This is a genomic window from Sphingomonas endolithica, assembly GCF_025231525.1.
GTDB lineage: Bacteria > Pseudomonadota > Alphaproteobacteria > Sphingomonadales > Sphingomonadaceae > Sphingomonas > Sphingomonas endolithica.
This window is the reverse complement of sequence record NZ_CP103057.1, coordinates 1,317,109-1,329,791: the sequence shown is the minus strand read 5'-3', so window position 1 is coordinate 1,329,791 and position 12,683 is coordinate 1,317,109. Positions and strand designations below refer to the sequence as shown.

Below are 12,683 nucleotides of genomic sequence, written 5' to 3'. Positions count from 1 at the left end.
CGGGTTTGCGCGGATATCCGTTTCAGCGGACATGATGCCCGTGGGATGCTTGGTTCAGGCAACTGCCTCGGCTAGCACGGTGAGGCCGGTTTCGCTGACCTCGGCAAAACCGCCGACGATCGCGATCGTCTCGGGTTCGCCCTTTTCGGTGCGATAGATTGCCAGTGCGCCGTCGCGGATCGTCGACATGAGCGGGGCGTGGCCCTCGAGCACACCGAAATCGCCCTCGCTGCCGGGGACGACGACCATGTACACGTCCTCGCTGCGGACGAGCTTTTCTGGCGTGACGAGTTCGAAGTGGAGCATGTCTTTTCAACCTTCTCCCTCTCCCGCAAGCGGGGAGAGGGCCGGGGAGAGGGGCAGTACGGAGAGCCTGGCGTTTTGGTCTGCCCCTCTCCCCGCAGGGGAGAGGGAGCTTTGCTTACGCGTCGTGCGCCATCTTTTCGGCCTTAGCGATCACTTCGTCGATGCCGCCGACCATGTAGAAAGCGCTCTCCGGCAGGTGATCATATTCGCCGTCGACGACCGCCTTGAACGAGCGGACCGTGTCCTCGACCTGCACGAACTTGCCGCTGATGCCGGTGAAGACCTCGGCGACGTGGAACGGCTGGCTGAGGAAGCGCTGGATCTTCCGCGCACGGCTGACGGTCGACTTATCTTCCTCCGACAGCTCGTCCATGCCGAGAATGGCGATGATGTCCTGCAGCGACTTGTACTTCTGCAGCGTCTCCTGGACGCGGCGAGCGGTGTCGTAATGCTCCTGGCCGACGATCGCCGGGGTCAGCACGCGCGACGTCGAGTCGAGGGGATCGACTGCCGGGTAGATGCCGAGCTCGGAAATCGCACGGTTGAGGTTGGTCGTCGCGTCCAAGTGAGCGAACGACGTGGCAGGCGCCGGATCGGTAAGATCGTCGGCCGGCACATAGATCGCCTGAACGCTCGTGATCGAGCCCTTGTTGGTCGAGGTGATGCGCTCTTGCAGCGCGCCCATGTCGGTCGACAGCGTCGGCTGATAGCCCACTGCCGACGGAATACGGCCGAGCAGTGCCGACACTTCCGAACCGGCCTGGGTGAAGCGGAAGATGTTGTCGACGAAGAACAGAACGTCCTGGCCTTCGACATCGCGGAAATATTCGGCGATCGTCAGGCCCGACAGCGCGACGCGGGCGCGGGCGCCGGGGGGCTCGTTCATCTGGCCGAACACGAGCGCGACCTTCGAGCCCTCGGGAGTCGGGTTGCCGTCGGCATCCTTGGCGATAACGCCGGCGTCGAGGAATTCGTGGTACAGATCGTTACCCTCACGGGTGCGCTCGCCGACGCCGGCAAACACCGAGGTGCCGCCATGGCCCTTGGCGATGTTGTTGATCAACTCCTGGATCAGCACGGTCTTGCCGACGCCGGCGCCGCCGAACAGGCCGATCTTGCCGCCCTTGGCATAGGGCGCGAGCAGATCGATGACCTTGATGCCGGTGACGAGGATCGCGCTCTCGGTCGACTGATCGACGAAGAGGGGCGCCGAGGCGTGGATCGGCATGGTCTGCGTGTGGCCGACGGGGCCGCGCTCGTCGATCGGCTCGCCGATGACGTTGAGGATGCGCCCCAGCGTCTGCGGGCCGACGGGGACGCGGATCTGCGAGCCGGTGTCGGTGACGGTCTGGCCGCGGGTCAGGCCCTCGGTCGTGTCCATCGCGATCGTGCGAACGGTGTTCTCGCCGAGATGCTGCGCGACTTCGAGCACCAGACGGTTGCCGTTATTGTCGGTTTCCAGCGCGGCGAGAATCGCCGGCAGTTCGCCCTGGTTGAACGTCACGTCGACGACGGCGCCGATGACCTGGCTGATGCGGCCCACATTGTTGGTGGTCGCGGCGGGAGCGTATGTGTCTGCGGCGGTTGCCATATTTGCTTCCTTGCTTCGAACTACTTGAGCGCTTCGGCGCCGGAGATGATTTCCACCAGCTCGGTCGTGATCGCGGCCTGGCGGGTGCGGTTATACTGGATCGTCAGCTTGTTGATCATGTCGCCGGCGTTGCGCGTGGCGTTATCCATCGCGGTCATGCGGCTGCCCTGTTCCGAGGCGGCGTTTTCGAGCAAAGCGCGGAAGATCTGGATCGCGATGTTGCGCGGCAGCAGGTCGGCGAGGATCGACTCCTCGTCGGGCTCGTAGATCACCGCGGCGTCGGAGGTGGTTGCCGTGCCGGTCGCCTCGGGCAGCGCGACGGGGATGATCTGGCGGCCGGTGGCTTCCTGCACCAGCGCCGACTGGAAGCGGGCGTAGAACAGGTGGGCGATGTCGAACTCGCCTGCCTCGAAGCGCGCGGCCACGTCGTCGGCGATTTCGCGGGCGTCGCTGAAGGCGAGCTTCTTGATCTGGCTCATTTCATGATCGTGCGCGATCTGCGTCGGGAAGAAGCGGCGCAGCACGCGGCCCTTCTTGCCGGCGAGATAGAATTTCACCGTCTTGCCCTGCTGTTCCAGCTCGAGCGCCTTGCGGCGGGCGGCGCGGACGATGTTCGAGTTGAAGGCGCCGGCCAAGCCGCGCTCTGACGTCGCGACGATGATCAGGTGGACCTGATCGCTGCCGGTGCCGGCGAGCAGCTTGGGCGAACCTTCGCTGACGCCGACCTTCGACGCCAGGCTAGCCATTACGGCATCGAGACGCTCGGCATAGGGACGACCGGCGACCGCCGCTTCCTGCGCGCGGCGCAGTTTCGCGGCGGCGACCATCTTCATCGCCTTGGTGATCTTCTGCGTCGACTTCACCGAGCCGATGCGGACCTTTAGGGCCTTCAAACTAGCCATTCGTTGTCCCTAGTTCGTCATTCCCGCGAAGGCAGGAACCCATAGACTTTGACGTCCGAGATTATGGATCCCCGCCTGCGCGGGGATGACGGTTACTCCAGTGGTTTACGCAAACGTCTTCGCGAAGGCGTCGAGCGCCGACTTGAGCCCCGACTTCGCTTCGTCGCCGAGATCGCGCGTGTCGCGGATCTTGGCCAGCACCTCAGGATGGTTGGCGCGCAGATCGGCGAGCATCGCCTGTTCATAGCGCACCACCGAGTCGACCGGCACGGTATCGAGATAGCCGTTGGTGCCGGCGAAGATGGAGGCGGTCTGCTCCTCGAACGGCATCGGCGCGAACTGCGCCTGCTTGAGCAGTTCGGTGAGGCGCGCGCCGCGGTTGAGCAGCTTCTGCGTGCTGGCGTCGAGATCCGAGCCGAACTGCGCGAACGCGGCCATTTCACGATACTGCGCGAGCTCAAGCTTGATCGAGCCCGACACCTTCTTCATCGCCTTGGTCTGCGCGGCCGAGCCGACGCGGCTGACCGACAGGCCGACGTTGATCGCCGGGCGGATGCCGGCGAAGAACAGATCGGTTTCGAGGAAGATCTGGCCGTCGGTGATCGAGATCACGTTCGTCGGGATATAGGCCGAGACGTCGCCGGCCTGCGTCTCGATGATCGGCAGTGCCGTCAGCGAACCGCCGCCATTCTCGTCGTTCATCTTCGCCGCACGCTCAAGCAGGCGGCTGTGCAGATAGAAGACGTCGCCGGGATAGGCTTCGCGGCCCGGCGGGCGGCGCAGCAACAGCGACATCTGGCGATAGGCGACCGCCTGCTTGGAGAGATCGTCATACACGATCAGCGCGTGCATGCCGTTGTCGCGGAAATATTCGCCCATCGCCGCACCGGTATAGGGGGCGAGGAACTGCATCGGCGCCGGCTCGGACGCGGTCGCGGCGATGACGATGGAATATTCCATCGCGCCATTCTCTTCGAGCGTCTTGACGATCTGTGCGACGGTCGAGCGCTTCTGGCCGATCGCGACATAGATGCAGTACAGTTTCTGCTTCTCGTCGGTGCCGGCATGCGCTGCCTTCTGATTGATGAACGCGTCGATTGCGACGGCCGACTTGCCGGTCTGGCGATCGCCGATGATCAGCTCGCGCTGGCCGCGGCCGACGGGGACGAGCGCGTCGATCGCCTTGAGGCCGGTCTGCACCGGCTCGCTGACCGAGGTGCGCGGAATGATGCCCGGTGCCTTGCGCTCGACACGGCTGCGCTCGTCGGAGACGATCGGGCCCTTGCCGTCGATCGGGTTGCCAAGGCCGTCGACGACGCGCCCGAGCAGGCCCTTGCCGACGGGGACGTCGACGATCGTGCCGGTGCGCTTGACGACGTCGCCTTCCTTGATCTCGGAATCCGACCCGAAGATCACGACGCCGACATTGTCGGCCTCGAGGTTGAGCGCCATGCCCTGCACGCCATTGGCGAATTCGACCATCTCGCCGGCCTGGACATTGTCCAGCCCGTGGATGCGCGCGATGCCGTCGCCGACCGACAGCACCTGGCCGGTTTCGGAGACCTGTGCTTCGGTGCCAAAGCTGGCGATCTGGTCCTTGATGACCTTCGAGATTTCAGCGGCGCGGATGTCCATGGGTTAGCCTTTCATCGCATGCGCGAGGGTATTGAGACGGGTTTTGATCGAGCTGTCGATCATCTGCGAACCGATCTTCACGACCAGTCCGCCAAGCAGGGAAGGATCGACCGACAGGTCGACGGCAACGTCACGACCGACCCGGGCGCGCAGCTGATCCTTCAGCGCATCGACCTGGGTTTCGGAGAGGGGATGCGCCGAGACGACTTCCGCCGTCGTCTCACCGCGATGATCGGCGGCGAGGCTGCGGAAGGCGCGGATCACGGCGGGGAGCTGCGCCAGGCGGCGATTCTGCGCGAGGACGCCCAGAAATTTCTCGGTCGTCTCGTCGATATCGATCAGCTCGGCCGAAGCGGCGATCGCCTTGGCCGCGGCGCTGCGCGAGACGATCGGGTTGACGATCAGCTCGGCGAATTCGGGCGACTGGTCGATCGCGGCGCGGACACGCGTGAGGCTCGCCTCGACCATGTCGATCGCCTTCGCATCGCGCGCGAGCTCGAACAATGCGGTGGCATAGCGGCCGCTTAAGCTTGCTTGAATACCGCCGGAATGCTCCACGCGATCGATTTCCTCGGATAGGTAGGACATGGCCCCATGGGGAAGGGGGCGCCGCTGGCGGCACCTCCGATGGGTTGCCGGGCGGTTAGCATCGGGGCGGGGGGGATGCAAGGGGATCGGTGTGTTCTGTTGACTAGGAAACAGTTGTAGGTGCAGGGAACGCATATGGCTGGAGCTTTACCTGGTGCATGTTCTTGCAGTTCGCCGTCTCCGCCGTACCACGCCGGGGTCCATTCGGGATGATCGATGTAACTGGCGGCAGCGCTGACCAATCAGCGTTCCGCGACTGGGCCCCGGCGCTCGCCGGGGTGGTTGTTTAGCCAGGGCGGTACCGATGACCGCTGCCCCGGATAGCGACGTCGCCGACCTGCTCCGCGCCGCCGCCGGCGCGGCACATCAAGCTTTGTCCCGCGCTGTCCTGCCACACGGCGTTACCGCCGCCGAATGGACATTGATGCGCGAGTTGCGCGCGGCGGGTGCGGTGTCGCAGACCCGGCTAGCGGATCGGCTGGGGATGACGCGGGGAGCGATCTCGAAACTGGTGGATCGATTGGTCGCTAAGCGGCTGCTGGTGCGCGGGCGCGGTGGGGGCGGCGATCGGCGCGTGCAGATCATCGGCCTGACCGGCGCAGGGGCATTGCTCGTGCCGAAGCTGGCGGTCGTCACCAGCGCTGTGGAGGCGGCACTCTTCGCGGATTTGCCACTCGACGAACGCGGTACGCTGGCCGCGGCGCTAAAAAGAGTAGCCGGCGGCGCAATCGAAGACTGACGCCCTCGATCGCACAACCGTCAGAAAACAGAAATGTCCGGCTTTCGACAACGAGGGCCGGACGATCCCATCAAAGTGCGTCGGCCATCTTTGCCGCGTCGTTCACGTCCTTGGCACCGCCAAGGTCCTCGCCCGTGATCAGGCCCGCACCCGGCCCGGCGCCGAGATCCACACCCGTTTCCGGATCGCTGGTCGGATCCGATGCGGTGCGCTTGGCGAGCTTCTCGGCCACTGCCGCATCCGACTTGCTCAGGCCGACCGTGGCCGTGCCGTCGCCACCGTCGATCGGCATGGTCTTTTCGAGATCGTCGATCCGCTCCCACTGTTCGCCGGAGTTCCATGGGCCGTTCTCGTCGCCATCACCCTGCGAGGTGTTGACATAGATGTTGGCATATTTCTCGATGCCGGGCAGCTTGCCGGTCGGGAAGTTGTTCTCGATCGCGTACAACGCCTTCTCGAACGACTTCTGATGCGCGACTTCGCGTGTCATCAGGAAGCCGAGTGCTTCCTTGATGCCGGGATCGTCGGTGATGTTGATCAGCCGTTCGTAGACGATCTTGGCGCGTGATTCGGCAGCGATGTTCGAGCGCAGATCGCACGTGGGATCACCGCGGCTGTCGATATACGCCGCCGTCCATGGCACACCGGACGAGTTGGTCAGCGAAGGGCCACCACCGTATAGCAGCGACTGGGTATGGCTGTTGCCGCCCGCCGTCATCGACAGATACAATTCGGCCTCGGTCATCGATGCTTCGGCGAGCTGCGCCTTGGCGCCCTTGTTGAGCATGGCGACGATCGAGCCGATCACCTCCAGATGGCTGAGTTCCTCGGTGGCGATATCGAGCAGCAGATCCTTGCGGCCTGCATCCGTCTCGCCCAAACCTTGCGTGAAATAGCGCATTGCCGCGGCCAATTCGCCATCGGCGCCGCCGAACTGCTCGAGCATGAGGGAAGCGAGCACCGGATTGGGCTCGGCAACGCGCACGGTATATTGCAACCGCTTGTTGTGCATAAACATTGTGGGGATCCTCGTGCCGTATTGGCTGAAGCTCCAGCGCATCGGGCGAGACATCGTTCCTATTGCGAGCGGTTAGCGCTGTCCTTGCGGATGGAGGTTTGATCGCAAGGCACGGGATGTGATGCGACGCCGGGCGATGTACATGGAGCCTATGGCACAGACACTCACCGATCCGATGCTCGATCCCGCCAACGCCTGGGCCGCCTTCGAGGCGCGGGACCGGCATTCTGACGGGCGCTTCGTCGGTGCGGTGCTGACCACCGGCATCTACTGCAAGCCAAGCTGCCCGGCGCGGCATCCCAAGCGCGAGAACATCGTGTTCTATCGTGACGCGGCGGAGGCGCGGGCGGCGGGGTTCCGCGCCTGCCTGCGCTGCAAGCCGGACGAGGTCGGGCGCGACCGCACCGCCGTGGCACGCGCCGTGGCGCTGATCGAGGCGGCCGAGGACCTGGTGGCGCTGGACGCGTTGGCCGCCGAGGTCGGCTATGCCCCGCACCATTTCCACCGCCTGTTCAAGCGCGCGACGGGCGTGACGCCGGCGGCGTACGCCCGCGGCCTGATGGCCGCGCGCGCGGCGACGGCGCTGACCAGGGAGGCAAGCGTGACCGAAGCGATCTACGAGGCGGGCTATTCGGCGCCGAGCCGCTTCTACGCCAATGGCGCGACACGACTGGGGATGAGCCCCTCGGCATGGCAGCGCGGCGGAGAAGGCGTGACGATCCGCTGGACGATCGCCGAGACGAGCCTGGGCCCGATGCTGGTCGCCGCCACCGACAAGGGGTTGTGTCGCGTGTCGTTCGACGAGAGCGAAGCGGCACTTCGTGTGCGCTTCCCCCGGGCGGAGATCGTGCCCGGCGGGACGGCCCTGGCCGAATTGGTGTCGCGCGTCGTGGCCAGCGTGGAATCGCCCGACCGCGACCAGGATCTGCCGCTCGATGTGCAGGGCACGGCGTTCCAGGAGGCGATCTGGCAAGCGCTCAGGCAGATACCGGTCGGCGAAACGCGCACGTACCGTGAGCTTGCCGCAGCGGCCGGCAACCCCGGCGCGGTGCGTGCGGCAGGCACCGCGTGCGGCGCGAACCCGGTCGCGATCGTCGTACCCTGCCACCGGGCGCAGCGCGCCGACGGGACGATGGGCGGCTATGCTTACGGCGTTGATCGCAAAATGGTGCTGCGCCGACGCGAGGGTGCGCGCGAGAAAAGCTGACGCTTTTCAAGCGTGTGCGCGATCGATACCTGTCAGGGGACATGGGGGATCGCAACATGCTGCCGACACTGCCGAACACGCCATCGCACAGCCGGGTCTGGCGCGTGATCCACTACCCGCTCGTGTTGTTGGTGCTGGGCGTGATCACCGTCGCGGCCGCGGCGTTCCTGTCGGCGCTGGTCCGACCGTTCTTCCCGATCGAGCGCGACGGGCGGCTGGCGATACTCTTCTCGTGCTGCGCGGCGGGCATCTTCATGGGCGCCTACGCCTTGTTCGTGCGCTGGATCGAGCGGCGGCCGGTGGACGAACTCGGCACGCGCAACTGGGCGGGCGAGCTCGGCTGGGGATTGCTGGCGGGATTGCTGCTGTTTTCGGTGGTGATCGGGATCATCGCCCTGCTCGGCGGCTACCGCGTGATCGGCAGCAATCCGCCGAGCGCCTTGTACCCGGCGGTGGCGATCGCGATCACCTCGGGCGTGACCGAGGAAATCGTGTTGCGTGGCCTGTTCTTCCGGTTGGTCGAACGGCTGGCGGGAAGCTGGATCGCCCTCGCCCTGTCGGCGGCATTGTTCGGCGCGTTGCACCTCGCCAATCCGAACGCCACCCTGTTCGCCGGGTTCGCCATTGCGCTGGAGGCGGGCGTGATGCTGGCTGCATTGTATATGGTGACACGGCGGCTATGGGCGGCGATCGGGCTGCATGCCGCCTGGAACCTGGCGCAGGGCGGGATCTACGGCGTGGCGGTGTCGGGCTTCGACATGGGTGGGCTGTTTCGGCCGCGGATCGCGGGACCGGACCTGCTGACCGGCGGCACGTTCGGTGCCGAGGCATCGCTGCCGGCGATCGCCGTATGCACCAGCTTCGGCATCGCGCTGCTGGTCGTGGCACGACGCCGGGGCAGGATCGTGCAGCCTTCCTGGGTGCGTCGCCGGGATCAGCGCGCCGCGCTGCAGGAATAGACGATCCGCTCATTGGGCAGCGGCGGCAGCGCGCTGCGGATCGCCGCCTGCTGCGTCGACAGATTGGCGCGGGCGGCGATATCGGGCGAACAGGCCTTCAGCTTCACCTGACTGCGGATCTTGCGCGCGCTGTCCATCTGCGCGCCCGACAGCAGGTAGCGCGTGTTGGTGTAGATCCGCGTCGCAGGATCGAATTGCAGGACGGACACGGTCTGCTCCTCGCCCGGCACCAGGATGCGGTCCCACTTGCGGCCATTCTCGGCATATTGCGTGCGGCCGTTCATGCAGCCGCCATCGCCCCAGTCGAGCGCCACATCCGCCGTCGAGGAGACGGTGATGCGGCTGCGCGCGGGGACGACGGTGCAGACGAGCTTGCCCATGCCGGCGTCGCTGCTGACCGCGGCGGCCGATGTCGCCGTGACGACGGGCAGCATCGGTGTGCCGCTCGGGCGCATCAGGAACACGGCAAGCGCCGCCACCAGGCCGAGCGCACCGACGATCGCGACCCAGATCGCTGCGGTGCGCTGCGCGCGCAGTTCGAGGAAGCCGGCGCCCGCCAGCGCAAGCGCGCCCGCCACCAGCAATACGGCCGCCAGCGCGATGATGTTCTCGCGCGTGCGCTGTGCCGCATCGCCCGCGGCGACCAAGGCGGCGGCGCGCTCGCGCTCGGCGCGGCCTGCGGCCTCCTGCTGCGCCTTTTGCGCGTCGGCCGTGGCACGCGCGTCGGCGTCGCTATCCTGGCGTAACTGTTCGGCGATGCTCGTGCATGTGCTGGCCGCAGCGGTGAAGGGCTGGCCGGCGGCGCGCAGGAAGGTGACGAGCTCGACATCGGCGATGGCAAAGCCGAAATTCGCATCGCCCTCCTCGCCGCGCGTCAGGGCCGAATTGACCCCGACCACGCGGCCGCAGGCATCGAGCAGCGGCCCGCCCGAATTGCCGCGCGCGATGCCAGCGGTGTGGAGCAGCACCTGCACATCGGACATCGTCCGCCGGCCCGAGAACACGCCTTCGGTGCGGATCGGCGACAACGGGCGGATATAATCGGCCGACGACCGTGCGGTGGCGAGATCGACATTGCCGGGATAGCCGAGCGCCGTCACCGACCCGCCTTCCTCGACCGAGCCGCCATAGACGGCGAGCGGTGCCAGCTTGACCCCGGTGAACTCGATCAGCGCAAGATCGCGCGCGGTATCGATCGCGATCACCTTGCCTTGATACGATTTGTCGCCTTCCGACGGCACCACGCCCACCACCACGTTCTCGGGGTACCGCGCGGCAAGCTCCACGACATGGGCATTGGTGACGATACGATTGGGCGCGACGGCAAAGCCGCTGCCATGGCCAAAGCCCACCACCTCGTCATCCACCACCGCGATCGTCACCACCCGCACGACCCCGCGCGCGGCAGCGGAGATGTCGTCGGCCCGAGCCGGGGCGGTGAAGCCGAGCATCATCGCCAGCAGGATCAGCAATCGCGTCATGGTCATGCGGTGAGTTGTTCCAGCAAAGCCACCGTGCTTCAAGCTCACACGAAGCTGTAAGGGTCGATATCCACGGTGACCCGCACTTTGCTCGACCAGTCCAATGCGCCGAGCCACTCGCGGATGACGTCCTGTACGTCCAGCGCGCGGCGTGCATGTACCAGCAGCCGGAAGCGATGCCGGCCGCGGAGCATGGCAAGCGGGGCGGGGGCGGGGCCGTAGGTCTCCATGCCCTCCAGCCGCGGCGCGGTGCGGCCGATCAGCGTGGCTGTTTCATGCGCGGCCGCCTTGTCCTCGCTCGACACGATGATGCCGGCAAAGCGGCCAAAGGGCGGTGCCCCCGCCTCGCGGCGCGACTCCGTCTCCGTCTCGTAGAAGGATTCCGCATCGCCCGAAATCAGCGCGCGCATCACCGGTGCGTCGGGGCTGTGGGTCTGGATATAGACATGGCCGGGCTTGGCGCCGCGGCCGGCGCGGCCCGATACCTGGCATATCTGCTGGAACGTGCGTTCGCTCGCGCGCAAGTCGCCGCCGTTCAGCCCGAGATCGGCATCGATCACGCCAACCAGCGTCAGGTTGGGAAAGTGATAGCCCTTGGTGACGAGCTGCGTCCCGACGACGATGTCGATGTCGTGCGCTTCCATCCGAGCGACGAACTCCGCCGCCTTGGCCGGCGACCAGATCGTGTCCGAGGTGACGACCGCGGTCTTGGCGTCCGGGAACAGCAATTTTACCTCGTCGGCGATGCGCTCGACGCCGGGGCCGACCGCGACCAACGTATCCTCGTTGCCGCATTCGGGGCAGACGCGCGGCGTGGGTTCCAGATGCCCGCAATGGTGGCAGGTGATGCGGCTGATCAGCCGGTGCTCGACCATCCAGGCGGTGCAATTGGGGCATTGGAAGCGGTGCCCGCAGATGCGGCAGAGCGTGAGCGGCGCATATCCCCGCCGGTTGAGGAACAGCAGCACCTGTTCGCGCCGTGCGAGCGTCTCCTCCATTGCGGCAACGAGCTTGGGCGCGATCCAGCGGCCACGGTCGGGCGGGCTCTGGATCAGGTCGATCGCCTCGATCGCCGGCATCTCCGCCGCCCCCCAGCGGCCGGGCAGCTTCAGTTCGGCATAGCGGCCGAGCGCGACCTGTTGCCGGGTCTCGATCGCCGGCGTGGCCGAGGCGAGGATCACCGGACAGCTTTCGAACTTGCCGCGCATCACCGCAACGTCGCGCGCATGATAATGCACGCCGTCTTCCTGCTTGAAGCTCGTCTCATGCGCCTCGTCGACGACGATCAACCCGAGATTGGCATAAGGCAGGAACAAGGACGAACGCGCGCCGACCGTCACCAGCGCCTGACCGGTGGAGATGGCGCGCCATGCGCGGCGCCGTTGCGAACTGCGCAAGCCCGAATGCCAGGCGACGGGCTCGCACCCGAAACGTGCGGTGAACCGCTGCAGGAACGGCTCGGTCAGCGCGATCTCCGGCAGCAGGACGAGCGTCTGGCGGCCTTCGCGGATCGCCGCCGCCACCGCCTCGAAATACACCTCCGTCTTGCCCGATCCGGTGACCCCGTCGAGCAAGGTCGGCTGGAAGTCGCGCGCCTGGACGCCAGCGACCAGATCGGCAGAGGCGGCGCGCTGGTCCGGCGACAATGCGGGTTGCTGGAAGTCGGGGTCGGGTAAGGGGAAGGGGCTGTCGATATCGACCGCGATCGCCTCCAGCGCGCCGACCTTGACCAGCCCGCGCACCACCGCGTCGGACACGTCGGCGATCGTCGCCAGCTCGCGGATCAATCCTTGCCGGTCGCCGATCCGCTGCAGTGCCTGCTCACGCTGCGGCGTCAGCCGATCGGGCAACTCGCCGGTGGCGCGATATTCGGTGATCGTCTTCACGCCTTCCAGCGCGGAGGAGGACGGCATCGCCATACGCACCACCGCCGCAGGTGGCGCGAGGTAATAGCCCGCGGTCCACTCCACCAATCGCCGGAGCGGCGCGGCAAGCGGCGGCGCATCCACCACGCCGACCAGGTTGCGCAACCTGTTGTCGCCGACCTCGGCATCGGAAGGCATGCGCTCGGGCTCCCACACGACGCCCAGCAACTGGCGGGGCCCGAGCGGTGCAATGACGATCGATCCTGGTTCGACCGCCATCCCCTGCGGCACGCGGTAATCGAGCGGCCCGAGCGCGGAATTGAGGACGAGGACGCGGGCGCGGGACGACATGAGGGTGCATATGGCTTTGGGGGAGGCTAGAGGGAAGGGAC

At 66.4% G+C, this 12,683-nt stretch carries 11 protein-coding genes; 3 read left to right on the top strand and 8 right to left on the bottom strand.

What is annotated here, in order from left to right:
- Positions 1-54 precede the first annotated feature (54 nt).
- The 5 genes from NV382_RS06255 to NV382_RS06235 all read right to left on the bottom strand — a co-directional run bounded on the left by NV382_RS06255 (position 55) and on the right by NV382_RS06235 (position 4,992).
- Positions 55-306 carry an ATP synthase F1 subunit epsilon gene (locus tag NV382_RS06255; protein WP_260599654.1) on the bottom strand — a complete coding sequence of 84 codons (252 nt, stop codon included), beginning with the start codon at positions 304-306 and terminating at the stop codon, positions 55-57.
- A 115-nt stretch (positions 307-421) separates the two neighbouring features.
- Entirely contained in the window at positions 422-1,897 is a 1,476-nt protein-coding gene (gene atpD / locus NV382_RS06250) for a F0F1 ATP synthase subunit beta (protein ID WP_260599653.1), read from the bottom strand.
- 20 nt (positions 1,898-1,917) lie between these two features.
- Entirely contained in the window at positions 1,918-2,799 is an 882-nt protein-coding gene (locus tag NV382_RS06245; RefSeq protein WP_260599652.1) for a F0F1 ATP synthase subunit gamma, read from the bottom strand.
- A gap of 105 nt (positions 2,800-2,904) precedes the next feature.
- A complete protein-coding gene (atpA, locus tag NV382_RS06240; RefSeq protein ID WP_260599651.1) occupies positions 2,905-4,434 on the bottom strand; it encodes a F0F1 ATP synthase subunit alpha in 1,530 nt (509 codons plus the stop codon).
- A gap of 3 nt (positions 4,435-4,437) precedes the next feature.
- Positions 4,438-4,992, bottom strand: coding sequence for a F0F1 ATP synthase subunit delta (locus NV382_RS06235; RefSeq protein WP_260600327.1), 555 nt, complete (start codon positions 4,990-4,992; stop codon positions 4,438-4,440).
- Positions 4,993-5,326: 334 nt separating this feature from the next.
- Here NV382_RS06235 and NV382_RS06230 point away from each other — a divergent pair, with 334 nt between their 5' ends.
- Positions 5,327-5,761, top strand: coding sequence for a MarR family winged helix-turn-helix transcriptional regulator (locus NV382_RS06230; RefSeq protein ID WP_260599650.1), 435 nt, complete (start codon positions 5,327-5,329; stop codon positions 5,759-5,761).
- A gap of 70 nt (positions 5,762-5,831) precedes the next feature.
- Here the strand turns inward: NV382_RS06230 and NV382_RS06225 are convergent, their stop codons facing one another.
- Positions 5,832-6,779 (bottom strand): manganese catalase family protein, encoded by a 948-nt coding sequence (locus NV382_RS06225; RefSeq protein WP_260599649.1) that lies wholly within the window; start codon positions 6,777-6,779, stop codon positions 5,832-5,834.
- Positions 6,780-6,930: 151 nt separating this feature from the next.
- Between NV382_RS06225 and ada the strand changes: the two genes are divergently transcribed.
- Both ada and NV382_RS06215 read left to right on the top strand, forming a co-directional pair.
- Entirely contained in the window at positions 6,931-7,986 is a 1,056-nt protein-coding gene (gene ada, locus NV382_RS06220; protein ID WP_260599648.1) for a bifunctional DNA-binding transcriptional regulator/O6-methylguanine-DNA methyltransferase Ada, read from the top strand.
- Between the two features lie 56 nt (positions 7,987-8,042).
- Positions 8,043-8,945, top strand: a complete 903-nt coding sequence (locus NV382_RS06215; protein ID WP_260599647.1) for a CPBP family intramembrane glutamic endopeptidase — start codon at positions 8,043-8,045, stop codon at positions 8,943-8,945.
- Here NV382_RS06215 and NV382_RS06210 read toward each other — a convergent pair.
- On the bottom strand, positions 8,921-10,426 hold the full coding sequence (locus NV382_RS06210) for a S1C family serine protease (protein ID WP_260600326.1): 1,506 nt from the start codon (positions 10,424-10,426) through the stop codon (positions 8,921-8,923). The genes NV382_RS06215 and NV382_RS06210 overlap by 25 nt on opposite strands.
- Positions 10,427-10,470: 44 nt before the next feature.
- Positions 10,471-12,642 carry a primosomal protein N' gene (locus NV382_RS06205; protein ID WP_260599646.1) on the bottom strand — a complete coding sequence of 724 codons (2,172 nt, stop codon included), beginning with the start codon at positions 12,640-12,642 and terminating at the stop codon, positions 10,471-10,473.
- Positions 12,643-12,683 lie beyond the last annotated feature (41 nt).